17 protein-coding genes and 1 riboswitch are annotated in these 23066 nt (G+C 71.8%); of the genes, 8 read left to right on the forward strand and 9 right to left on the reverse strand.

Annotated elements, in window-relative coordinates:
• The first annotated feature begins 76 nt into the window (after positions 1-76).
• Positions 77-2680, forward strand: a complete 2604-nt coding sequence (locus tag ACFU6I_RS02070; protein ID WP_384360383.1) for an alpha-N-acetylglucosaminidase TIM-barrel domain-containing protein — start codon at positions 77-79, stop codon at positions 2678-2680.
• A gap of 126 nt (positions 2681-2806) precedes the next feature.
• Here ACFU6I_RS02070 and ACFU6I_RS02075 read toward each other — a convergent pair whose 3' ends face one another.
• Positions 2807-3775, reverse strand: a complete 969-nt coding sequence (locus ACFU6I_RS02075) for an AEC family transporter (protein ID WP_384360385.1) — start codon at positions 3773-3775, stop codon at positions 2807-2809.
• A gap of 126 nt (positions 3776-3901) precedes the next feature.
• On the reverse strand, positions 3902-5152 hold the full coding sequence (locus tag ACFU6I_RS02080; protein WP_384360387.1) for a cytochrome P450: 1251 nt from the start codon (positions 5150-5152) through the stop codon (positions 3902-3904).
• Between the two features lie 291 nt (positions 5153-5443).
• Here ACFU6I_RS02080 and ACFU6I_RS02085 point away from each other — a divergent pair, with 291 nt between their 5' ends.
• On the forward strand, positions 5444-6622 hold the full coding sequence (locus ACFU6I_RS02085) for a steroid 3-ketoacyl-CoA thiolase (protein WP_345512972.1): 1179 nt from the start codon (positions 5444-5446) through the stop codon (positions 6620-6622).
• 94 nt (positions 6623-6716) lie between these two features.
• Complete coding sequence (locus ACFU6I_RS02090; protein ID WP_384360390.1) at positions 6717-8021, forward strand: alpha/beta hydrolase; 1305 nt, start codon at positions 6717-6719, stop codon at positions 8019-8021.
• A gap of 253 nt (positions 8022-8274) precedes the next feature.
• Here the strand turns inward: ACFU6I_RS02090 and ACFU6I_RS02095 are convergent, their stop codons facing one another.
• The 6 genes from ACFU6I_RS02095 to ACFU6I_RS02120 form a co-directional block, all read right to left on the reverse strand.
• Positions 8275-9147 (reverse strand): ECF transporter S component, encoded by an 873-nt coding sequence (locus ACFU6I_RS02095; RefSeq protein WP_384360392.1) that lies wholly within the window; start codon positions 9145-9147, stop codon positions 8275-8277.
• Positions 9144-10853 (reverse strand): ATP-binding cassette domain-containing protein, encoded by a 1710-nt coding sequence (locus ACFU6I_RS02100; RefSeq protein ID WP_358859561.1) that lies wholly within the window; start codon positions 10851-10853, stop codon positions 9144-9146. Before ACFU6I_RS02100 ends, ACFU6I_RS02095 begins: the two co-directional genes overlap by 4 nt.
• Positions 10853-12022, reverse strand: a complete 1170-nt coding sequence (locus tag ACFU6I_RS02105; RefSeq protein ID WP_384360394.1) for an energy-coupling factor transporter transmembrane protein EcfT — start codon at positions 12020-12022, stop codon at positions 10853-10855. Before ACFU6I_RS02105 ends, ACFU6I_RS02100 begins: the two co-directional genes overlap by 1 nt.
• A complete protein-coding gene (locus ACFU6I_RS02110) occupies positions 12019-12660 on the reverse strand; it encodes an SCO2322 family protein (protein ID WP_384360396.1) in 642 nt (213 codons plus the stop codon). The genes ACFU6I_RS02105 and ACFU6I_RS02110 overlap by 4 nt, the downstream gene beginning before the upstream one ends.
• Positions 12661-12701: 41 nt before the next feature.
• Positions 12702-13970 (reverse strand): prenyltransferase/squalene oxidase repeat-containing protein, encoded by a 1269-nt coding sequence (locus tag ACFU6I_RS02115; RefSeq protein ID WP_384360398.1) that lies wholly within the window; start codon positions 13968-13970, stop codon positions 12702-12704.
• Between the two features lie 106 nt (positions 13971-14076).
• Positions 14077-14211: riboswitch (cobalamin riboswitch) on the reverse strand.
• Between the two features lie 31 nt (positions 14212-14242).
• Positions 14243-15280 carry an MBL fold metallo-hydrolase gene (locus tag ACFU6I_RS02120; RefSeq protein WP_384360400.1) on the reverse strand — a complete coding sequence of 346 codons (1038 nt, stop codon included), beginning with the start codon at positions 15278-15280 and terminating at the stop codon, positions 14243-14245.
• A 226-nt stretch (positions 15281-15506) separates the two neighbouring features.
• Here ACFU6I_RS02120 and ACFU6I_RS02125 point away from each other — a divergent pair, with 226 nt between their 5' ends.
• Both ACFU6I_RS02125 and ACFU6I_RS02130 read left to right on the forward strand, forming a co-directional pair.
• On the forward strand, positions 15507-16988 hold the full coding sequence (locus tag ACFU6I_RS02125) for an aldehyde dehydrogenase (RefSeq protein ID WP_384360402.1): 1482 nt from the start codon (positions 15507-15509) through the stop codon (positions 16986-16988).
• Positions 16988-17221 (forward strand): ferredoxin, encoded by a 234-nt coding sequence (locus tag ACFU6I_RS02130; RefSeq protein ID WP_358859555.1) that lies wholly within the window; start codon positions 16988-16990, stop codon positions 17219-17221. Before ACFU6I_RS02125 ends, ACFU6I_RS02130 begins: the two co-directional genes overlap by 1 nt.
• Before the next feature lie 100 nt (positions 17222-17321).
• Here the strand turns inward: ACFU6I_RS02130 and ACFU6I_RS02135 are convergent, their stop codons facing one another.
• Positions 17322-18797, reverse strand: a complete 1476-nt coding sequence (locus ACFU6I_RS02135) for a PHB depolymerase family esterase (protein ID WP_384360404.1) — start codon at positions 18795-18797, stop codon at positions 17322-17324.
• A gap of 276 nt (positions 18798-19073) precedes the next feature.
• On the opposite strand from ACFU6I_RS02135, the gene ACFU6I_RS02140 reads away from it, so the two are divergent.
• The 3 genes from ACFU6I_RS02140 to ACFU6I_RS02150 all read left to right on the forward strand — a co-directional run bounded on the left by ACFU6I_RS02140 (position 19074) and on the right by ACFU6I_RS02150 (position 23055).
• Positions 19074-20060, forward strand: coding sequence for an aldo/keto reductase (locus ACFU6I_RS02140; RefSeq protein WP_384360406.1), 987 nt, complete (start codon positions 19074-19076; stop codon positions 20058-20060).
• Positions 20061-20220: 160 nt separating this feature from the next.
• On the forward strand, positions 20221-21027 hold the full coding sequence (locus ACFU6I_RS02145; protein ID WP_384360408.1) for a 3-hydroxybutyrate dehydrogenase: 807 nt from the start codon (positions 20221-20223) through the stop codon (positions 21025-21027).
• A gap of 42 nt (positions 21028-21069) precedes the next feature.
• Positions 21070-23055 (forward strand): helix-turn-helix domain-containing protein, encoded by a 1986-nt coding sequence (locus ACFU6I_RS02150; protein ID WP_384360410.1) that lies wholly within the window; start codon positions 21070-21072, stop codon positions 23053-23055.
• Positions 23056-23066: the final 11 nt, after the last annotated feature.

Raw genomic sequence — 23066 nt, forward strand, 5'->3', positions numbered from 1 at the left:
GCTCCGTTACTAAGTCTGATGAGCACCGGTACACGTCCTGGCAACTCCCGCATCCCTTCACCGGACGAGGTCACCCTTGAGAAGCCTCAGATCCTGGGCCGTCGCCTGCACGGCTGCCCTCGCTGTCGTCGCCACGGTCCTGAGCGCCCCCGTCGCCACTGCGGAAACCGGGCCGCCATCGGCCCCTCGTGGCACGCCGGCCTTCGCCCCCGAACCGGCCGAGGAGGCGCTGGCCCGCCTGCTGCCGCACCATGTCTCGCAGTTCGACCTGGTGCCGGTGAACCGCCCCGCCTCCGGCGACTACTTCACCGTGTCCGGCACCACCGGCAAGGTGCGCATCCAGGGCACCACCCCCGCCGTGCTGCTCAGCGGCGTCAACTGGTACCTGAAATACACGGCCAAGGTGGACATCGGCTGGCCCGGTGACAGCACGTCAAGGCTGCCGAAGAAGCTCCCCGCGCCCAGCGGGACCATCCGCCAGGACGCCTCGGTGCCGCACCGGTTCGCCCTGAACGACACGGACGACGGCTACTCCGGTGCGTACCGTGACTGGGCCTCCTACGAGAAGCAGACCGACGTCCTGGCCCTGCACGGCGTCAACGAGGTCTTCGTGCAGATGGGCGCGGACGCCGTGTACTACGACACCTTCCAGGAGTTCGGGTACACGAAGGAGCAGCTGAAGTCCTGGATACCGGGCCCGGCGCACCAGCCGTGGTGGCTGATGCAGAACATGTCCGGCTTCGGCGGGCCGGTCACGGACCGGCTGCTGGCGCAGCGCGCACAGCTCGGCCGCAAGATCGCGGACCGGCTGCGCCGGCTCGGGATGACGCCCGTCCTGCCCGGCTACTACGGCACGGTCCCGCCCGGGTTCACGGACAGGAACCCCACCGGCCCCGTGGTTCCGCAGGGCGGATGGGTCGGCTTCGAACGGCCGGACTGGTTGGACCCGCGCAGCGAGATGTATCCCAAGGTCGCCGAGGCGTTCTACCGTCATCAGCGCACGATGTTCGGTGACTCCACCCTGTACAAGATGGATCTGCTGCACGAGGGCGGCAAGCCCGGCAACGTGCCCATCGGGGACGCCGCCCGGGCCGTCATGAACGCCCTGCAGGTGGCGCACCCGGGCGCCACCTGGGTCCTGCTCGGCTGGCAGAGCAATCCCTCCACTCAGCTCATCGACGCGGTCGACCGGAGCAAGCTGTTCATCGTGGACGGACTGGCCGACCGCTACAACGGCCTCGACCGCGAAGCCGCCTGGCACGGAACCCCCTATGCCTTCGGCACCATCCCCAATTTCGGCGGGCACACCACCATGGGCGCCAACACCGCTGTCTGGACCGCGCGGTTCCAGGAGTGGCGCACCAAGCCGAACAGTGCGCTCCGGGGGATCGCCTACCTCCCGGAAGGGACCGGCGGCAACCCCGTTGCCTACGAGCTGTTCACCGAACTCGCCTGGCATGCGGGCCCGGTGGACCGGACGGCCTGGTTCGCCGACTACGCGGAGCGTCGCTACGGCGGCGTCGACCCGCACGCCGCCAAGGCCTGGGAACTGCTGCGTACCGGCCCCTACAGCACTCCGTCCGGCAGCTGGAGCGAGTCCCAGGACAGTCTCTTCACCGCACGCCCCTCACTGACCGCCGGTACCGCGGCCAGCTGGAGCCCCTCGTCCATGCGGTATGACGCGTCGACGGTGCAGCGGGCGCTCACGGAGCTCCTGCAGGTTGCCCCGGAGCTGCAGAAGTCCGATGCGTACCGATTCGATGTGGTGGATGTGGCCCGGCAGGCCCTGGCCAACCGCAGCCGCACGCTGCTGCCGCAGATCAGGGCGGCGTACGAGGGGAAGAACCTCACCCTGTACCGGCAGCGGGCCACCGAGTGGAAGCAGGACCTCGCCCTGCTGGACCGGCTGCTGGCCACCGACAGCCGGTTCATGCTGGGGCCCTGGCTGCAGGACGCCAGGTCCTGGGGACGCACCGACGCCGAGCGGGCCGCCGCGGAATTCGACGCCCGCTCGATCCTCACCACCTGGGGTGACCGGTCCGGCAGTGAATCCGGCGGGCTGCGCGACTACGCGAACCGCGAATGGTCGGGACTGGTCTCCGACTTCTACGCGAAGCGCTGGACGATGTACCTCGACTCCCTGGACGCGGCCCTGGTCACAGGGCAGCCGCCGGCCGCGATCGACTGGTTCGCGCGGGACAACGCCTGGAACCTGGAGCGCACGAGCTACCCGGTGCGGCCCGAGGGCGACCCGGTGGAGCTGGCCGACACCGTGCGCACAGCCCTTCCGGCACCCGTCGTACCCGGCCCGATCACCGGTATCGGCGGCAGGTGCGTCGCTCCCGAGGGCGGCTCCTCCGCCGACGGAACCGCCCTGCAGCTCTCGGCCTGCGACGGCACCCCCGCCCAGACCTGGACCGTGCCGGGCGACGGCACGCTCGTCGCGTACGGCAAGTGCATGGATGTCCGCAACGGCTCGACGGCCGACGGCACCGCCGTCCAGCTCTACCAGTGCAACGGCACCCCGGCCCAGTCCTGGACCCCGTTGCCCGACGGCACCCTGCGCAACGTCAAGTCGGCGCTGTGCCTGCACGCCGAGGGCGGCGCCACGGACGGCGCGCGTCTGCTGATCCGGGCCTGTGGAACAGCCTCCGAACAGCAGTGGAAACTTCCCGGGTAGCCGGATCCCGGTCCCTGAGGGCCGAAGGGGTGCCGGGACGAACCGCATCGTCCCGGCACCCCTCCGGCGTGGATCGCCGCGTCTTCCAGCATCCGCCTGTCCGGGGCGTCCCGCCACTCGAACGGCTCAGTGGCGGGACGGTGCAAGCGCCCAGGTGGCCAGCGACAGCGTGGCCATGGACACGACCGTGGACGCCACCACGGAGTTGCGGGCGAGGCTGGTGTCCAGGCCGTACTGACGGGCGTAGATGAAGGCGTTCTGGGCCGTCGGGAGCGCGGAGCAGAGGACCACGGCGAGTAGCTGGTGGTCCGGCAGGTGCAGCAGCGGGCCGCCGACCAGGAAGGCGATCAGGGGCTGGACCAGCGTCTTCAGCACGACCGCCAGGCTCATCTCCTTACGCCCCGCGGGCACCGTCGTCGCGGCCGTTGCCGGATCCGGGCGGCCGTGCAGGGACAGGCCGAGGGTGATCAGGGCGGTGGGCACGGCGGCCGCGCCGAGCAGATCACAGGAGTGTTCGAGGGCGTGCGGCAGCCGCACCCCGAGCGCGGAGACGACGACGCCGAGCATCGAGGCCATGATGATCGGATTGCGTACGGGCATGGTCACCATCCGCCGCAGCGCGACACCCCTTCCGGAGCCCGCCCCCGTACCCGTGTCCAGCAGCGTCAGGATCACGGGGGAGACCAGCAGTACCTGGAAGAGGATGATCTGGGCGACGAACGATGCGTCACCGAGCACCTGGACCGCCACCGGGATACCCAGATTGGCGGAGTTGACGTAGCCGGACGCCATGCTGCTGATCGCCTGGTCGGCCGTCTTGCGGCCGAAGAAGCGCCGGGCGAGCAGGAATCCGAGGGCGGACACGAGCGCCGTGCCCGTCCCGAAGGCCACCATCGAGGAGTTGGCGAAGGCGTCCAGTCGCGCACCGGAGACCATCGTGAACAGCGCCGCGGGCATGGCCACATGGAAGACGAACCGGCCGAGCACGGCCTCCGCCTGCTCACCGAGCAGACCGCTGCGGCCGACCGCGTAGCCGATCGCGGTGAGTGTCCAGATCGGAGCGAAGGCGGAGAGCAGGGCATGCATGGACGCCATGATCCTCGGACGGCTGTCCACTGCCTGTGCCGGGGTGCGGAGGCCGAAGGGGAGGGGGCGCGGACGGGTGGCGGGGGCCGGGGCGTGGGAGGGACGGCCCCCGCCGTCCGGGAATCCGCGGGCCGGTCAGCCGACGGAGGTACTGACCCGGAGCTGCTTGATTCCGTTCAGCCAGGCGGAGCGCAGCCGCCGCGGGTCCTCGACCAGCCGCAGATCGGGCAGCACGTCCGCGATCGCGTTGAAGATCAGGTTGATCTCCATGACGGCGAGGGACTTGCCGAGGCAGAAGTGCGGTCCGCCGCCACCGAATCCGAGATGGGGGTTGGGGTCCCGGGAGATGTCGAAGAGTTCCGGGCTCTCGAAGACCTCGGGGTCGTTGTTGGCGGAGGAGTAGAACAGCCCGACCCGTTCGCCCTTCTTGATCTGCTGCCCGCCCAGTTCGACGTCCTGGGTGGCGGTCCGCTGGAAGGAGACCACGGGGGTGGCCCAGCGGACGATCTCCTCGGCGGCGGTCTCCGGGCGCTCGCGCTTGTAGCGCTCCCACTCCTCGGGGTGGGTGAGGAAGGCGTGCATGCCGTGGCTGATGGCGTTTCGGGTGGTCTCGTTGCCGGCGACGGCGAGGAGGATCACGAAGAATCCGAACTCGTCCGAGGAGAGGTTGCCCTCGCCCTCCGCGGCGACCAACTGGCTGACGATGTCCTTGGCGGGGCACTCCTTGCGTGCCGCTGCCAGGTTCATCGCGTACGAGACGATCTCCATGGCCGCCTCGGTGCCGACCTCTTCGGTGATCGCGTACTCGGGATCGTCGTACGCCGCCATCTTGTTGGACCAGTCGAAGATCTTGGACCGGTCCTCCTGAGGTACGCCGATGAGCTCGGCGATGGCCTGGAGCGGCAGTTCGACGGCGATGCGGGTGACGAAGTCGAACGAGCCGTCGTCGGCGGCCGAGGCGAGGGCCGTCTCGACGATCGACCGGGCGCGGTTGCGCAGGGCCTGTTCCAGGGAGCGGATGGCACGGGGGGTGAAGCCGCGCTGGACGATCTGGCGGACCCGGGTGTGCTCGGGCGGGTCCATGTTCAGCATGATCAGCTTCTGGACGTCGATCTGGTCGCGGCTGATCGTCTCGTTGAAACGGATGACCGCGGTGTTGGTGTGGGAGGAGAACAGTTCAGGGTGTGTGGAGACGTACTTGACGTCCGCATGCCGGGTAACCACCCAGTAGCCCTCGTCGTCGAAACCGGAGATACCGGCCGGCTGGGTGCACCACCAGACCGGTGCGGTCTCCCGCATCCGGGCGAACTCCGGGTGCGGGATGCGGGCTTGGAGCAGGTCGGGATCGGTGAAGTCGAACCCTTCGGGCAGATGGGGGCAGGACATCGGCAACTCCAGGTCGGTCCGAGGGCGTCCGAACATTGCCTGACGACCCATCAGAAGTTGCCCGCAAGGTAGTAACGAGTTCTACAACTGGCAAGAGTCGCGGCCCGATCTGTTGCGCGAGGGGGCGCGCACGGGCTTCGAGGTGCGCCCATTGTGCGCGCAAGGTGCGTGCACGGCTCTTGCGTACCGGGGGTAAGCCTCATAAGACTGCTGGCAGAACTAGAACGCGTACTAGTTCCTTCCGCGGGCGCCGGGACGCCCCCTGCGGAAGCGCGAGGAGAGGACGAGCTCATGGCCGCGGAACCCGTCATCGTCGAAGCCGTACGCACGCCCATCGGCAAGCGCGGAGGCGCGCTCGCCAATCTGCACCCCGCCTACCTGCTGGGCGAGACCTACCGTGAACTTCTCGGCCGTACCGGCATCCACGCCGACTGCGTGGAACAGATCGTCGGCGGTACGGTCACCCACGCCGGCGAACAGTCCATGAACCCGGCCCGCAACGCCTGGCTCACCGTGGGACTTCCGTACGAGACCGCCGCCACCACCGTGGACTGCCAGTGCGGCTCCTCGCAGCAGGCCTCCCACATGGTCGCCAACATGGTCGCGGCCGGAGTCATCGATGTCGGTATCAGCTGCGGTGTCGAGGCGATGTCGCGCGTGCCGCTGGGCAGCGGCTCCAAGCACGGCCCGGGGAAGCCCTGGCCGGACGAGTGGAACGTCGACCTGCCCAACCAGTTCGAGGCCGCCGAGCGCATCGCCCGTAAGCGGGGCCTGACGCGGGAGAACGTCGACTCGCTCGGGCTGATCTCGCAGGAGCGGGCAGCCGTGGCCTGGGCCGAGGAGCGGTTCAAACGGGAGACGTACGCGGTCCAGGTGCCGACCACCGAGGAGGAACAGGCGGCCGGGCAGGGCATGTGGCGCCTCGTCGACCGGGACGAGGGGCTGCGGGACACCACGATGGAGGGGCTCGCCCGGCTCAAGCCGGTCATGCCCACCGCGATCCACACGGCGGGCAACGCCTCGCAGATATCCGACGGCGCCTGCGCGATCATGTGGGCGTCCAAGCGGATGGCGCGGGCACTGAAGCTCAAGCCGCGCGCCCGGATCGTCGCCCAGGCGCTCGTCGGTTCCGACCCGCACTTCCACCTCGACGGGCCGATCGACGCGACCCGCGCGGTGCTGGGCAAGGCCGGAATGTCGCTCAAGGACATCGACCTCGTCGAGATCAACGAGGCGTTCGCGTCGGTGGTGCTGAGCTGGGCGCAGGTCTTCGAGCGGGACCTCGACGGGCTCGCGAAGGTCAACGTCAACGGTGGCGCCATCGCACTCGGCCACCCGGTGGGCGCCACCGGGGCCCGGCTCATCACCACGGCGCTGCACGAACTGGAGCGTCGCGACAAGGAGTTCGCGCTCATCACCATGTGCGCGGGCGGGGCGCTGGCCACCGGAACGATCATCCAGCGGCTGTGAGGAATTCCCCCGGCCGGGGGGTGGTGCCAGGTGCACCCCGGCCGGGGGTCCATGCCGCTGTCGGCGCCGCTCACGGATGCATAGCGTCACGGCCATGGAGAACAACAACAGCAGGACGTGCAGCAATACCCCTTCTCCCCGGGGAGGTCGGCGTGGTGCCCGGCGAGGACTGGCGGTCGCCGTGGTCATCGCCCTCGCCGCCCTCGGCTCCGCGCCCGCCGTGGCCCAGCAGGCCGGACCGGTGGCCGGGGGATCCCACGCCGCCCCCACCACCGGACGGGGCACGCTCCTCGCCGTCACGCCCGTCGCCACGCTCGACCGCACCGAGGTCGGCGCCTTCCTCGCCTCGGCGGGCATGGACACGGGCACCGTCCGCTACGGCGTTCACGCCTACCGCCTCACGTACAGCACCCTCACCCCGCAGGGCGAACCCACCACCGCCACCGGTCTGTTCGTCCTCCCCAGGGGTGGCGCCGACCGCCTGGACCTGGTCTCCGACACCCACGGCACGATGGTCCACCGCGACTACGCCCCCTCAGTCGGTGAGGACTTCGGCCGTTTCGCCCCGTACCTGCACGCCTCCGCCGGCCGCGCCGTCGCCGCCCCCGACTATCTCGGCCTCGGCAAGGGGCCGGGCCCGCACCCGTACATGGACACCGCGTCCTCCGTCACCGCCTCCCTCGACATGCTGCGCGCCTCCCGCACCGCGGCGCGGGAGCTGGGGCGCCCCCTCACCGGAGAGGTGTACGCCAGCGGTTTCTCCCAGGGCGGCCAGGTCGCGACGGCTCTGGCCAAGGCCCTCGCCGACGGCGCGGACCGGCACTTCAGGCTGCGGGCGCTGGCACCGGTCTCGGGGCCGTACGACCTCCGGGGCGCGGAGACGCCCGCCCTGTTCGACGGCCGGATCAACGACATCAGCGCCGTCTTCTACATGTCGTACTTCCTTACCGCGCAGAACCGGCTGCACCCGCTCTACAAGGACCCCTCGGAGTTCTTCCGCGAGCCGTACGCGGACATCGTCGAGAGCCTCTTCGACACCCACCACTTCGAGGAGGACATCATCCCGGCGCTGCCCGGCACGCTGAAGGAACTCCTCACCGACGAGGCCTATCAGGACCTGCAGCATCCGGCGGGGGTGCTGCGCGACGTACTGAACGCCCAGGACGGTCAGTGCGACTGGAAGCCCGAGGTGCCCGTGCGGCTCTACTCGTCAGCCGGCGACCGGGACGTGGCGATCGCCAACTCCCTCAACTGCGCGGATGACTTTGCCGCGCACGGCACGCGAGTTCCGGTCATCGACCAAGGGACGACCGATCACAACGGGACCTTCATGAAGTCCGGCCCGCAGATCGTCCGCTGGTTCGACACGGTCACCGCAGCGGGACGGCGTCACCGCTGATCGGACCGGGCCGGACCCGGAGCCGACGGCGGGCCGGCGGCGGCCGTCGGCGCGGACGCCGGTGCGGCCGTGGCCGGGGTGACGCCGAGCGCCGGGCCGGTGGCGCCGAGGAGCACGGCGGCTCCGGCGACGGTGGCCTTGCGACGGGCGGGTGGCGCGAGGCCGGGCTGGGACGGTGCGGGCGAACGACACAGTTCCGGGGTGGAACGGCTACTGCTCCCGATGGTGCAGGACCAAGGCCCTGCGGGGGCCCTCACGCCTTCGGGGCGTCGAAGGTGACCTGGGCCTCGAAGGCCGCACGCCGCGTGGCCCGGCGCAGTGCCTTCAGCAACGTCCCGCCGACGACGAGGGTCAGCGCCACGGTCAGCACGGCCCGTCCCAGGTCCCAGCCCAGCGAAGTGGCCAGGCAGTACGCGAGGAAGCGGACCAGGTTCTCGGTCAGCGGATCACCGGGATGGAAGGAGATGCCCGAGCCGAGGCCCGGCACGATCGTCCAGCCGTACAGGTTCATCACCGTGCCGTACGCGAACGCCGCCACACCTCCGTAGGCCGCGAGCATCAGCAGCTCGGCCCGCCCGCGCAGCCGGTCCGGGCCCGGCAGCAGCCCGGCGCCCATGGTGAACCAGCCCATCGACAGCATCTGGAACGGCAGCCACGGGCCCACCCCGCCGGTGAGCAGCGCGGACGCGAACATCGTCACCGAGCCGAGCACGAACCCGAAGCCCGGGCCGAGCACCCGGCCGCTCAGCACCATCAGGAAGAACATCGGCTCCAGGCCCGCCGTCCCCGCGCCGAGCGGGCGCAGCGCGGCGCCGACCGCGGCGAGCACACCCAGCATCGCCACCGCCTTCGCGTCCAGGCCGGAGTCCGCGATCGTCGCGACGACCACCCCGACCAGCAGCGGAAGCAGTGCGGCGAACAGCCAGGGCGCGTCCTGGGAGTGCGCGAGGCCCGAGTCCGCGCCGGCCAGCAGCGGCCAGCCGATGGCGACGACACCGATCGCGCTGATCAGGAGGAGCGCGGCGATCGCACGCGGCCCGAGCCGCACCGCCCGCGCCTGCCGGTCGACCGTGCGCCGGGCCCCCGGTGTTTCGGCCGCTCGTACGGTCCGTTCCCGGTGCTTCATGCCTCCGCCCCCAGTGCCGCGCGCACCTGCGGCACGGTCAGCCACTCCTGCGGGGCGAGAATCTTCGCGGTCTGCGGTGCGAACGCCGGGGACGAGACCACGACCTGCCGGGTCGGCCCGTCAGCGACAATCTCCCCGTCGGCGAGGATCACCACCCGGTGGGCCAGCTCGGCGGCGAGCTCCACATCGTGGGTCGCCAGGACGATCGCATGACCCTCGGCGGCCAGACCGCGCAGCACGCGTATCAGGCGGGCCTTCGCCGCGTAGTCCAGACCACGCGTCGGCTCGTCGAGCAGCAGCAGCGGGGGGCGCGCGGTCAGCACGATCGCCAGAGCCAGGGCGAGGCGCTGCCCCTCGGAGAGGTCGCGCGGGTGGGTGTCGTCCGGCACGTCCGGCAGCAGCTCGGAGACCAGGGCCCGGCAGCTGCCCGCCGCGGCGCCCGCGTCCGTGTCAGCCGTCGCGCACTCGGCGGCGACCGTGTCCGCGTAGAGCAGATCGCGCGGTTCCTGCGGTACGAGTCCGACCCGGCGCACCATGTCGCGCGGCGGCGTACGGTGCGGAGCCAGGCCGCCCACGTGAACGGTGCCGGCCGTGGGCTCGACCGTGCCGACGAGGGTGGCGAGCAGTGTGGACTTGCCCGCGCCGTTGCGGCCCATCAGGGCGACGGTCTCGCCGGGCGTGACGGAGAACGTCACCCGGCGTAGCGCCTCGACGCGACCGCGCCGCACCCCCAGACCCTCGGCCCGGACGGCTGCTTCCCCCGCGGGACCCGGAGCGGGCTCTGCACCGGGTGCGCGACGGCGTCCGAACAGCCCACGCCGTACCGGGGCGTCGGGCAGCGGTGCCGGGGCGGCGGGCGCCGCCGACGGGACGGCCGACGGCGGCTCGGCCGACGCCAGCCGTTCCCGCAGCCCGGTCGCCCGGCGTCGCGCATCACGCACGGAGAGCGGCAGCGGTTCCCAGTCCGCCAGCCGTCCCAGCGCGACCACCGGCGGGTGGACCGGGGACACGGCCATGACGTCGGCGGGCGCACCCGTCACGGGTGCGGCGCCCGGCGACGGCAGGAGGACGACCTGGTCCGCGTACTGGACGACGCGTTCCAGCCGGTGCTCCGCCATCAGGACCGTCGTGCCCAGGTCGTGCACCAGTCGCTGGAGCACCGCGAGGACCTCCTCGGCCGCCGCCGGGTCCAGAGCGGACGTCGGTTCGTCCAGGACCAGCACCTTGGGGTGCGGGGTCAGCACCGAGCCGATCGCGACCCGTTGCTGCTGGCCGCCGGAGAGCGTGGCGATCGGCCGGTCGCGCAGTCCCGCGAGGCCCAGCAGGTCGAGAGTCTCCTCGACCCGCCGCCGCATGACGTCAGGGGCGAGCCCCAGCGACTCCATGCCGTACGCCAGCTCGTCCTCGACGGTGTCGGTGACGAAATGGGAGAGCGGGTCCTGGCCCACCGTGCCGACCAGATCGGCGAGTTCGCGTGGTTTGTGGGTACGGGTGTCGCGGCCGTCGACCGTGACCCGGCCGCGCAGCGTGCCGCCCGTGAAGTGCGGCACGAGACCGGAGACGGCCCCCAGCAGCGTCGACTTGCCGACCCCCGACGGACCGACGAGCAGCACCAACTCGCCCTCTGGGACCGTCAGATCGACGCCGGACAGGGTGGGGTGCGCCATGCCCTCGAACTGCACCGAGACCTGCTCGAACCGGATCATCACTGTCCCTTCTCGGAGTGCGCGACGGGAGCGCCGGCCGGACCACCCGCCGGTGGTGGCGCGGGCGCCACCACCGCGGGCAGCAACCCGATCAGCACCGCCGCAGCGGGCCACAGCGGGAACACCGGCGCGACCAGGGGGACGACCCCGGGGTGCAGCGCCTCCGGGTCGACGCTGCCCGCCAGGATCATCGCCGCCGCGACCACCGCACCCGACCCCGCCACCAGCCAGGCCCGCACACCCCACCGGTCGGGCCGGTAGCGGGTACGGACCGAGCGGGCGCCGCCGAGCCGCAGCCCGGCCGCAGCGGCGACGAGCCCGGCGAGCAGCAGCGGCAGCCCGAAGACCGCACCCTGCGAGGCCAGCAGGCCGTAGGTACCCGCGCAGACCCCCAGCAGACCGCCGAGGGTGAGGACGTTCGTGGTGTGCCGGACGGCGGGCGGGACCTGCGCCGTACGCCCGTACCCGCGCGCGTCCATCGACGCCGCCACCGCCACCGACCGCTCCAGCGCACCCTCCAGCACCGGCAGTCCGATCTGCAGAACGGCCCGGATGCCCCCGGTCGGGCGGCCCCGCAGCCGGCGTGCGGTGCGCAGGCGCGCCACATCGGCGACCATGTTCGGCGCGAACGTCATCGCGACCACGACGGCGACTCCCGCCTCGTACAGCGCACCCGGCAGCGACTTCAGCAGCCGGGCCGGGTTGGCGAGCGCGTTCGCCGCGCCGACGCAGATCAGCAACGTGGCCAGCTTCGCCCCGTCGTACAGCGCGAAGAGCAGCTGCTCGGCGGTGACCCGGCCGCCGATCCTGACGCCCTGCGCCCAGTCCGGCAGCGGGACTTCGGGGAGAGTGAACACCAGGTGCGTACCGGGGATCGGCGAGCCGAGGAAGACGGAGAACAGCAGCCGAACGGCGACGACGAACAGCCCGATCTTGATGAACGCCCCGTACGAACGCGCCCACGGCGCGTCCGTCCGGCGCGCCGCCACGACATACCCGGCCACGCCCACCAGCAGTCCGAGCAGCAGCGGATTGCTGGTCCGGGACGCGGCGGTGGCCAGCCCGAGCGCCCACAGCCACCAGGCCCCGGCGGGCAGGGCATTGCTGCGGGTCGCTGCGGGCGCCCGCAGTGCATGGCTGAGCCGGGCGGCGCCCGGGGAGGCGGTCATCCGCGTCGGCGGCGGGCCTGCAGGACGGCGGCGATGCCGAGCAGCAGGACGGCACCGAGCCCGACGAGCACCCCGGTGGACGGACCGCTGCGCCCGTTCCCGGGGTGGGTGGACGAGGGAGAGGCGGACGCCGTGTGCCCGCCGCCGGAGACCTGCTCGCCGCACCCCGAGGCGGGGTAGCCGGAGATCGCGCAGAGCAGGGCATCGCTGTTGTAGCGCAGCGGCTTGGCCACCGAGGCGAGCGCCTCGGCGGTGCTCGCCCCGGGGGCCACCTGCGCGCAGGCGGTGCGCAGCGCGGGCGGTGTCTCCCCGGCCGGGGCGTCCGCCGGCGCGCCGGGGTCGATGACGAGCGCGACGCGCTTGGTGCCGCCCTTGGCGGGGGTGTCCGCGCAGACGGTCGCGAAGTCGGGGGTGCGGCGCGGCTTCGCCGAGTCCTGGGAGTCCTCGCTCACGGAGAACCGGAAGCCCTGCACTGACCCGTCGGCGGGCCGGACGAGCGAGGGGCCCTGGGTGGCATAGGCCCAGCCGGACCCCTTGCCCTCCCAGAACGACCAGTAGCGGTAGCCGGCCGCATGGGCGGTGCCCGCGCCGAGCACGGTCAGAGCGGCGCCGAGCACCAGCAGCAGCGCGACGGCCACCCGTCCGCCGAACGCATTCCCCGCACGATTTCCCGCTCGGTTCACGGCTGCTGGGGCTTCCGGCGGCTGCTGATCAGGAAGCCGATGCCCGCACCGGCGGCGAGGCCGATACCGACCAGCCACCACACCCCGAGACCGGCGTCGTCGCTGGTGCCGGCCTCGGCCGAGAAGTCGTCCGGGGTCTCACTGGGCGTGATGACGGCGGCGGGCGCGGGTCCGCTCGCGTTCAGCTCCCGGATCAGGTCGACGCCGCCGAAGTCGTGGGCGTCGGCGCCGGTCGCGTGCGCGGCCAGGACCAGCTGGGCGTAGGCGGCGGGGCCGCCCTCCTCGGCCCAGCTCCTGGAGTTCTTCTGCAGCCAGCCGACCGCGCCGGCCGCCTTGTTCTTGTGGCCGGCCGAGGCCAGGGCGACGACCGCGTCCGCGGTGTTGCCGACGTCGGGCTGCGGGGTGGTGTCGTCGGCGCCCGGCATCGGCGGCAGGTTCAGGTGGTTGCCGTTCTTCGCGAGGGCGTCCGCGAGGTAGAAGGCGCCGTTCCGGGCGGCCTGCTCCGGCTTGACGACGTCGCTCGTCCCGCAGGCCGGCGGCTTGCCCTCGACCGCGGCGTTGTCCCCGGCGGCCAGTCCCTTGCCCATCGAGCCGAGTACGGCGGCCGCGGTGGCATCCGCGTTCGCGGCGAGCTTCCCGGCCTTGTCGGGCTGGTACGCGAACGCGCCGCCGTCCTTGTCGCCGCACGGGATCGCGAGCGCGAGCAGCGCGTCGTACGGGGTTTTGCCGCCCGGATTCGTCATGTCGCCGATCCGCTGGCCCTGCCGGGCCAGCGCGCCGATCACGACGGAGGTGGAGTTGGCGTCGCTGGGGGAGCCCGGGTTGTAGCCCCAGCCGCCGTCCTCGTTCTGGATGGACTTCAGCCAGCGGACGCCGTTGTTGACGATGTCGCCGTGCCCGCCGATTTCCGCCAGCGCCTGCACCGCGGCGGCGGTCGCATTGGTGTCCAGCATGGTCTTGGCGTCGCACGGCTTGGAGACATCGGCGCGGTACGAGGCGTAGGCGCCGTTCGCGCACTGCTGGGCGATCAGCCAGTCCACCGACTTCGTCGCGGGCACGACCCCCTCGATGCGCTGGGCGAGGAACGCCAGCGACTGCCGCCAGACCCCGTCGTACGTCGGGTCCTTGGTGCCGTACAGCCCGGAGGGCAGCGCGACGGACGGGGTGGGGGAGGGAGACGGCGCCGCGACCGCGGCCGGGGCAGCGGCCGCACAGAGCACGGTGGCGGTGGCGGCGAGCGCTGCTGCGCTGCGGCGTACGGTCATGGCGGGCTGGGCCTCTCCTGTGGGGAACCGGGCACAGGCACACACAGGCACCAGGCTCCGGCCCCGTATTCCTCGACGGTGCCGGTCACCGGGGTTCCGGTGACGCGAGCCGGTCACGACCGCGGACAGGGCAGCCCGACTCACCGCTGTGTCGGCGGCTCACGGTTGCGTGGTCAGTGCCGGATTTGCACCGGCTTCCCCCTGAACGGGCATGATGACGACTCGCACATTCTACCGGGGCATAGCCCGCCCCTTCCGGGCGGAGGGCCGCCTCACACCGCGACGTACGTCACCGGCCCGCTGCCCGGCACCGCCTCCGCGCGCCCCAGCTTCACCAGCCGGCGCACATGGGCCTCCGCCTCGGAGACGGCGATGTTCCGCGAGCCGTACGGGATCTGTTCCCAGGGCCGGTTCCACTCCATCCGCTCGGCCAGTTGCCACGGCGTCAACGGGGTGGCGAGCAGAGCGAGCAGTCCGGTCAGCCGCTCCTCGTGATGGTCGAGGAGTTCCCGTACGCGCCCCGCCGCGTCCGTGAACGCGTGCTGGTGGGCGGGCAGCACCTCGGCGACCCCGAGCCGGCCGATGCGCTCCAGTGAGTCCAGGTAGTCGCCCAGGGGGTCGGTGACCGCCGCGTCGTCCGGGTCTTCGTACAGCCCGATGTGGGGGCTGATCCCGGGCAGCAGATGGTCGCCGGAGAAGAGGCGGCCGCGGCCGGGCAGATCGGCCGGATGGTCCTCCTCCAGGTGCAGGCAGACATGGCCGGGGGTGTGGCCCGGCGTCCAGATCGCCCGGAGCCGCCGGCCCGCGAGGTCGAGCAGCTCGCCGGGGACGATCTCGCGGTCCGGAAGGGCGGCGCGCAGTCCGGGGAGCGTGCGCATCCGGCCGCCCGTGCGGGCGGCGCGCAGCGGGGCGAGGTGCTCCTCGGGTGCGCCGGCCGCGGCGAGCTTCGCCGCCAGGTAGGTCAGCCAGGTGCCCGGTTCGGACTCACGGGTACGGCGCACGATCGCCGTGTCCGCGGCATGCATCGCGATCCACGCCCCCGACGCCTCGCGGACCTGTCCGGAGAGTCCGTGGTGGTCGGGATGGTGGTGGGTGATGACCACGCCGTGGATGCCGGCGATGTCCACACCCACGGCGGCGACTCCGGCGGCCAGGGTGTCCCAGGCGTCGGGGTCGTCCCAGCCGGTGTCGACGAGGACCGGCCCGCGATCGGTGTCGAGGACATGCACCAGGGTGTGGCCGAGCGGGTTGTCCGGGATCGGGACCTTGATGGACCACACGCCGCCGCCGTGCTCGGTCACCTGTGTCATGGGCTCCCCATCTCTCGCGTCGGCCCCTGGCCGCGCTGTGCCACCCCCACTGTAACGAGAACTTGTTTCATTAGTAGCCCAAGTCGACCATCCCTGCAGGGGTGTTGCAGTGGCCCTGTCCGGGGCGTGGACTCCTGGAACTGGAACTGGTATCAGTTCTGACACAGAGTCAGATATGACATCGGGTGTGGAGTCGGTACGTGCCGGGTCGCGGGAGGCAGCAGCCATGACCGAGCTTGTGGAACACGGAAAACTGTTCATCGGCGGGGAGTTGGTCGATCCGCTCGGCCAGGACGTCATCCAGGTGATATCGCCCCACACCGAGCAGGTCATCGGCCGGGTGCCGCACGCCTGTGAAGCGGATGTGGACCGGGCTGTCGCCGCCGCCCGCCGGGCCTTCGACGAAGGACCCTGGCCGCGCGCGTCCCTGAACGAGCGGATCGAGGTGATCACGCGGATCAAGGACGCGTTCGCCGTTCGCTACGAGGAGATCGCCCGCGTCATCAGCTCCGAGAACGGAACTCCGTACAGCTCCAGCGTGATGGTGCAGGCGCTCGCCGCGATGATGGTGTGGGACGCGGCGATCACCGTCGCCGGCACCTTCCCGTACGAGGAGCGCCGCGACGGCGTCCTCGGGCCGCTGCTGGTGCGCCGGGAGCCGGTCGGGGTGGTCGCGGCCGTCGTGCCGTGGAATGTCCCGCAGTTCACCGCCGCCGCCAAGCTCGCGCCCGCGCTCCTGGCAGGCTGCTCCGCCGTGCTCAAGGTCTCGCCCGAATCACCCCTGGACGCCTACATCCTGGCCGAGATCGCCGCCGAGGCCGGGCTCCCCGAAGGGGTGCTGTCGATCCTTCCGGCGGACCGCGAGGTGAGCGAGTACCTGGTCGGCCATCCGGGCGTCGACAAGGTGTCGTTCACCGGCTCGGTCGCGGCGGGCCGTCGGGTCATGGAGGTCGCCTCACGGAACCTCACCGGTGTCACCCTGGAGCTCGGTGGCAAGTCCGCCGCTGTCATCCTTCCCGACGCCGATCTGGACACGGCCGTCGCGGGCATCGTCCCGTTCGCCTGGATGATCAACGGCCAGGCGTGCGTCGCCCAGACCCGCATCCTCGTCCCGCATTCCCGCTACGACGAGATCGCCGAGGCGTTCGCCGCCGCGGCGGGTGCGCTGAAGGTCGGCGACCCGCTCGACCCCGCCACCGAACTCGGCCCCCTGGTCGCGCGGCGCCAGCAGCAGCGCTCCCTCGACTACATCCGGATCGGCCAGGAGGAAGGCGCCAAGATCCTTACGGGCGGCGGCCGTCCGGCCTCCCAGGAGCGCGGCTGGTACGTCGAGCCGACTCTCTTCGGATCCGTCGACAACTCCATGCGCATCGCCCGCGAGGAGATCTTCGGGCCGGTCGTCTGCCTGCTGCCGTACGGCGACGAGGCGGAGGCGGTGAAGATCGCCAACGACTCCGAGTACGGGCTCAGCGGCAGTGTCTGGACCGCCGACACCGAGCGAGGCATCGACGTCGCCCGCCGGGTGAGGACGGGCACGTACAGCGTGAACACCTTCAGTCTCGACATGCTCGGGCCGTTCGGCGGCTACAAGAACTCCGGCCTGGGGCGGGAGTTCGGACCCGAGGGGTACGGCGAGTACTTCGAGCACAAGATGATCCATCTGCCCGCCGGGTACCGGCCCGCGCAGCCCGGCCCGCAGGAGGGGTGATGGGGGACCGCTGGCATGTGGAGGTCGACCGGAGCGTCTGCATCGGCTCCGGGATGTGCGTGAACCACGCTCCGGACGGCTTCCGGCTGGACTCCGCCCGGCAGTCCCACCCGGGCGATCCGGAGACCGATGCCAACGAGCGGGTGCTCGCGGCGGCGGAAGGATGTCCCGTCGAAGCGATCACGCTGACGCTGGCCGATTCGGGCGAGGTGGTCTTCCCGCCGGAGGACTGACGGTCGGGTAAGCCAGTTGGTTCGCCATCAACAACTGGCCGACAGGCGCGAGGTGCAGCCCGGCACAGCCCCCGGGCTGCACCGCGGAGCTCCCGGACCCTCAGGCGGTACAGCCGGTGTCGGCGATGACGAACCAGCCCGCCGGTGACTCCCGCAGGGTGTGCGTGACGAACACGTTGTACAGCCCCATGTTCTGCTCCGAGCCGTTGGCGTACACGTAGCCGCCGGTCGTGTGCGCCCTGCCCGCCGCCACCTGCGCGTAATTGGTCGCCGTGTAGCAGGTGCCGGTCGCTCCCGAGGTCGTGGTCGCCGTCACCTGGGACGAGACCCCGCCGACCGCGCCCGAGGCGTCGACCGCGGCCACCGTGTAGCGGTACGCGGTCCCGGCGGACAGCCCCGTGTCGGTGAACGCCGTCGACGTGGGCTGGGCGACCTTGCTGCCGTCGCGGTAGACGGCGTACGAGGAGGCTCCCGCGACGGCGTCCCAGGACAGCGAGGCGCTGGTCCCGGTGACACCGGTGACCGTCAGGCCGGAGGGCGCAGGCAGTGGGTCCTCGCCGCCACCGCCCGGTGAGCCCTGGTCCAGCCCCCAGAAGACGCCCGTGTGGTAGGTCGAGCAGATCGAGCTCAGGAAGTATGCGGCGGTCCTCCCGCACTGATCGGTTCCGGAGCCCGGGGAGACGGCCAAGCCGTGGCCCATGCCTGAGACGGAGTACGTCTCCACGGCCGGCTGCCCGGAGGCGTCGTTGTAGACGCTCCGGGTGGTGTTCCCGGGCAGGGTGGTGGTGCTGGAGGGGGTCTGACCGATGCCCCAGACATCGGTCCACTGGTCACGCAGGGCGGTGGCATTGGCGGGATACACCGTGTAGTCGGACGTGCCCTGCCAGATGGCCACGCGCGGCCACGGACCCGAGTAGCCGGGGTAGGAGCCGCGGACCTTGTCGCCCCACTGGGCCGGGGTCAGCTTCTGCGGGCCGGTCTGGCAGCCGGAAGCGGCCGCCTGGCTGGTTGCGCACTGGGCGGGCAGACCGGAGGCCACGGACCCGCCCGCGAACACGTCCGGGTAGGCGGCCAGCAGATCGGCGGTCATTCCGCCGCCCGCCGAGAGCCCGGTGACGTACACCCGGCGGCCGTCCGAGCCGTACTGCTGCTTCGCGTGCTCCACCATCTGCACGATGGAGGCGGCCTCGCCCTTGCCCCTGGTGTCCTCGGCCGGATCGAACCAGCCGAAGCAGGAGAGTGAGTTGTTCGCGGAGGTGGTCTGCGGGAAGACCACGGCGAACTTCCACAGGTCGGCGTATTTCGGCCAGCCCGAGTTGGTGTAGTAGTCGTTCGCCGTCTGCGTGCAGCCGTGCAGGGCGATCACGAGGGGGGCGCCCGTGGGCAGACCGGCGGGGGCGTACTCGTACATCTGCAGATTGCCGGGGTTCGAGCCGAAGCCGGTGACCTGCTGGAGGCCACCGGCGGCAGCGGCGGGCGGGGCTGCGGCCGCGGTGCTCGGTGTCGCCGCGACGACACCGAGGACAGCGGTGGACGCGATGCTCCGGAGCAGGCGTCGCAGGATGGATGGGCGCACGGGGGCCTCCCTGTTCGGAACGTGCGGACGCGCGGACGTACGGACTGCTGCCGGAACATAGGAGTCCGGGCCGCCCCGGCCCATGGGGCGGGCTGACATCCCTCGGACCCCGCTGTGTGCGACGCCGCTCTTGCGTCGCCAGTGCGAGCCGGTGAACCCTTCCGGTCGCAGCACCAGCGCCGGTGGGAAGCGGGATTGACATCGAGTGTGCTCGAACATACAGACTCCCGGTCATCAACGCCCGCACCCGAGACGGGCTGTTGGGAGGGGACAGACATGCGGTACCGCACGATCGGCACGGACCCGAAGAGCCGCCGCGAGGTCAGCGTGCTCAGCCTCGGTGCCATGCTGATGGGCACAGCCACCGACGAGGCGACATCCTTCGCCATCCTCGACCGGTACGCCGAGGCCGGCGGCACCTTCATCGACACGTCGAACAACTACGCGTTCTGGGTCGACGGCAGCCAGGGCGGGGAGAGCGAGCAGTTGCTCGGCCGATGGCGCCGGAGCCGCGGTGTCGGCGACGAGATCGTCATCGCCACCAAGCTCGGTGCCCGGCCGAACGCCCCCGCCACCGGCTTCACCCACGACATCGAAGGGCTTTCGCCGAAGGCGATCCGGGAGTCCGCGGAGCGGAGCCGGGAACACCTCGGCGTCGAGAAGCTGGACCTGCTGTACGCACACGTGCAGGACCGGAGCGTGCCGATGAGCGAGACCGTCGAGGCCTTCGGCGAACTGGTGACCGAAGGGACCGTCGGCCTGCTGGGCGTGAGCAACCACTGGGCGTGGCAGGTGGAGCGGGCCCGGACCCTCGCCGCGGCCGCCGGACTGCCGGGATACGAGGTGCTCCAGTACCACCACAGCTATCTGCGGCAGCGCACGGACCTGCCCGGCCTGCGGTCCCCGGACGGCCAGGAGGGTGTGCTCTCCGGGGACCTGCTCAGCTATCTGCGGGCCGAACCCGCCCTTGTGCCGGTCGCCTACTCGCCGCTCCTGGCCGGTGCCTATGTCCGGGCGGACAAGCCGCTGGGCCCGGAGTTCGACCATCCGGGCACACCGGCCCGGCAGGCGGCGCTGCGGGCGGTGGCCGAACAGACCGGGGCGACCGTCAACCAGGTGGTCCTGGCCTGGCTCATCGGCGGCGACGTCCCGTTCGTCCCGCTGGTCGGCGCCTCCTCGGTGACACAGCTGGACGAGAGCCTGGCCGCGGTGGACCTGGAGCTGACGGCGGAGCAGCGGGCGACGCTGGACGCGGCCCACTGAGCGCCCGTCGTCGAACCCGGGCCCGACCCGGGCTCGACGACAGGCGCCGACGGGTTCCGCGCCCTGCCTCGCACCATGTACGCCGCCACCATGCCGATACGCGACGGTGTGTGCACCGACCCCGTGTGACGTGGGCTTCCGCCTCCTTACGGTGACGACCATGGAGACTCCCCAACGCCCGGAACCCGGGCCCGCACCGCTCACCGTCCCCCCGCCCGCAGACCGGTCCCTCGCCGGCCGTACCGCCCTGGTGACCGGTGCGGCGAGCGGTATCGGACAGGCCTGCGCGCAGGCTCTCGCCGCCGCGGGCGCCCATGTGTACGTCGTGGACAAGGCAGCCGACGCGGCGGAAGAACTGGCGGAGCGGATCGGCGGAACGGCCTGGGTCGTCGATCTGTCCGTGCCCGAGGCGGTGGACTCCCTGCCGGACGACGCGGACCTGGTGGTCAATAATGCAGGGCTGCAGCATGTGGCCCCCGTGCACGAATTCCCGCCGGACCGCTTCGCCCTGATCCACCGCGTCATGGTGGAAGCACCGTTCCGCATCTTGCGCCGCACCCTGCCCGGCATGTACGAACGCGGCTGGGGGCGTGTCGTCAACATCTCCTCCGTCCACGGGCTGCGCGCCAGTCCGTACAAATCGGCCTACGTGTCGGCCAAGCACGCACTGGAGGGACTCAGCAAGGTGGTCGCCCTGGAAGCAGCACCGCACGGAGTGACCAGCAACTGCGTCAACCCCGGCTACGTACGCACGCCCCTGGTCGAGAACCAGATCGCGGCCCAGGCCCGTACCCATGGCATCACGGAGGAGGAGGTGGTGGGCAAGGTGATGCTGGAACGCAGTGCCATCAAGCGCCTGATCGAACCCGAGGACGTTGCCGGGGCGGTGCTCTGGCTGTGCGGGCCGGGTACCTCACACATCACCGGCACCTCCCTTTCCATGGACGGCGGCTGGACCGCCAACTGACCCTCCCGGCTCCCCGCCCCTCCCGACGAACGATGGCCGCCCATGTCTGCACCCACCCCCTCCGCCGCGCCCCACCTGCGCCTCCTCCTCGACCTGTTGGCCGAGGACGCCCCCGCCGAGGCGCTGGGAGCCGTGTCCTCCCAGGCGCGGGCGGCCGGTGTGCCCGCGGGCGAACTCGCCGAGGTGGAGGCGGCCACCGCCACCGCCCTGCGGATCAGGGGCGCCCTGCGCCAGCACCGGCGCCGCGAGCTCCAGCTCACCGCGCTCTTCGACACGGCGGGCGATCTGGCCGCCTCCCGGGATCTGGACGACGTGCTGAAGGCGATCGTCCGGCGGGCCAGAATGCTGCTCGGCACGGACACGGCGTATCTCACGCTCCCCGACGAGGAGGCGGGGGACACCTACATGCGGGTGACCGACGGGTCGGTGTCGGTCCTCTTCCAGCGGCTGCGGCTGGAACTCGGCGAAGGGCTCGGCGGCCTGGTCGCGCAGACCGCGAGCCCGTACGCCACCCCCGACTACCGCACCGACGACCGCTTCCGCCACACCCGCAACATCAACGCCGGGGTCCTCGACGAGGGGCTCGTCGCCATCCTGGGCGTGCCCCTGCTCCTGGGCTCCAGCCGCGGCGGTACGGGGAAGGTCATCGGCGTCCTCTTCGCCGCCGACCGGGCATCCCGCGTCTTCAGCCCCGACGAGGTCGCCCTGCTCTGCTCGCTCGCCGCGCACGCCGCGATCGCGATCGACACCGCCCGCGCCCTCGCCGACACCCGGTCCGCCCTCGCCGACCTCGCCGAGGCGAACGCCGAGCTGGCGGAGGCGAACGCGGCGGTACGCGCGCACTCGGCCGCCATGCAGCGGGCCGAGGAGGCACACGACCGGCTGACCGACCTGGTGCTGCGCGGCGGTGACGTCAAGGACGTCGCGGCGGCCGTCGCCGGGCTGCTGGACTCCCCGCTGACCATCCACGACCCGGGCGGGCGACCGCTGGCGGCCGTCCGGCCGGACGGTGCGGGTCTCGCCGCCGACTCCATGGACGCCGGATGGCTGGTCGAGACCGCCGAGGAGTCCCGCACCGGAGCGCGCGCAGTGCACCGCGACGGCCGGTGGATCTGCGCCGTGCTCGCCGGGCAGGAGCTCCTGGCCAGTCTGGTCCTGCACCAGCGCGGCCGGCTCGACGACTCGGACCGGCGGCTCTTCGAACGCGCCGCCGTGGTCACCGGCCTCCTCCTGCTGCTGCGGCGGACGGTCGCCGAGACCGAGAACCGGATCCGCGGCGAGCTGATCAGCGATCTGCTGACCGACGCGGACCGCGACCCCGCCGGACTGGCCGAACGCGGCCGACGCCTCGGCATCGACCTGGACCGCCCGCATCTGCTGCTCGTGGCCGAGGCGGGCGCCAGGGAGAAGCTCTGCGCCGCAGCCCTGCGCTATCTGTTCGGCGGGGACATCCGCGGCGTGAGTGCCGAACACGCGGGAACCGTGGTGCTGTTGATCGGCTGCGACGCGGACACGGACGCCGGACCCGATGCGGGGGACGCGGCGCGGGCGGCGGCCGCCCAGCTCGGCCAGCTGGTCCAGGCCCCCGTCACCGTGGCCGCCACCGGTCCGGCCCGGGGGCCGCGGCAGCTCGCCGCTGCGTACGCCGAGGCGGCACGCTGCCTGCGGGCCATGCGGGTCCTCGGCCGTACCGGAGAAGGCGCCTGTGTCGACGAACTCGGCTTCCTCGGCGTGGTGCTGGGCAACGCGCAGGACGTCGACGGCTTCGTCACAGCGACGCTGGGACCCCTGCTGCGGTACGACGCCCAGCGCGGCACCCACCTCGTACGCACGCTGAGCGCCTACTTCGGCTCCGGCGGCAGTCTCATCCGCGCCAAGGACGAACTCCACGTCCACGTCAACACGGTGGTTCAGCGGTTGGACCGGATCCAGGTGCTGCTCGGCCGCGACTGGAACGAGCCCGACCGGGCGCTGGAACTTCAACTGGCGCTGCGGCTGAACCTGTTGTCGGGTGGTCAGGAGCGGTAGCCGGCCATTCG

The organism is Streptomyces sp. NPDC057486, assembly GCF_042802415.1.
In the GTDB taxonomy this organism is placed as follows: domain Bacteria; phylum Actinomycetota; class Actinomycetes; order Streptomycetales; family Streptomycetaceae; genus Streptomyces; species Streptomyces yanii.

What these genes read in the sequence shown, in the direction of transcription:
- ACFU6I_RS02075 (WP_384360385.1), bottom strand. Translation starts at nt 3,775, where the DNA reads ATGGCGTCCATGCATGCCCTGCTCTCCGCCTTCGCTCCGATCTGGACA.
- ACFU6I_RS02080 (WP_384360387.1), bottom strand. Translation starts at nt 5,152, where the DNA reads ATGTCCTGCCCCCATCTGCCCGAAGGGTTCGACTTCACCGATCCCGAC.
- ACFU6I_RS02085 (WP_345512972.1), top strand. Translation starts at nt 5,444, where the DNA reads ATGGCCGCGGAACCCGTCATCGTCGAAGCCGTACGCACGCCCATCGGC.
- ACFU6I_RS02090 (WP_384360390.1), top strand. Translation starts at nt 6,717, where the DNA reads ATGGAGAACAACAACAGCAGGACGTGCAGCAATACCCCTTCTCCCCGG.
- ACFU6I_RS02095 (WP_384360392.1), bottom strand. Translation starts at nt 9,147, where the DNA reads ATGAAGCACCGGGAACGGACCGTACGAGCGGCCGAAACACCGGGGGCC.
- ACFU6I_RS02100 (WP_358859561.1), bottom strand. Translation starts at nt 10,853, where the DNA reads ATGATCCGGTTCGAGCAGGTCTCGGTGCAGTTCGAGGGCATGGCGCAC.
- ACFU6I_RS02105 (WP_384360394.1), bottom strand. Translation starts at nt 12,022, where the DNA reads ATGACCGCCTCCCCGGGCGCCGCCCGGCTCAGCCATGCACTGCGGGCG.
- ACFU6I_RS02115 (WP_384360398.1), bottom strand. Translation starts at nt 13,970, where the DNA reads ATGACCGTACGCCGCAGCGCAGCAGCGCTCGCCGCCACCGCCACCGTG.
- ACFU6I_RS02120 (WP_384360400.1), bottom strand. Translation starts at nt 15,280, where the DNA reads ATGACACAGGTGACCGAGCACGGCGGCGGCGTGTGGTCCATCAAGGTC.
- ACFU6I_RS02125 (WP_384360402.1), top strand. Translation starts at nt 15,507, where the DNA reads ATGACCGAGCTTGTGGAACACGGAAAACTGTTCATCGGCGGGGAGTTG.
- ACFU6I_RS02130 (WP_358859555.1), top strand. Translation starts at nt 16,988, where the DNA reads ATGGGGGACCGCTGGCATGTGGAGGTCGACCGGAGCGTCTGCATCGGC.
- ACFU6I_RS02140 (WP_384360406.1), top strand. Translation starts at nt 19,074, where the DNA reads ATGCGGTACCGCACGATCGGCACGGACCCGAAGAGCCGCCGCGAGGTC.
- ACFU6I_RS02145 (WP_384360408.1), top strand. Translation starts at nt 20,221, where the DNA reads ATGGAGACTCCCCAACGCCCGGAACCCGGGCCCGCACCGCTCACCGTC.
- ACFU6I_RS02150 (WP_384360410.1), top strand. Translation starts at nt 21,070, where the DNA reads ATGTCTGCACCCACCCCCTCCGCCGCGCCCCACCTGCGCCTCCTCCTC.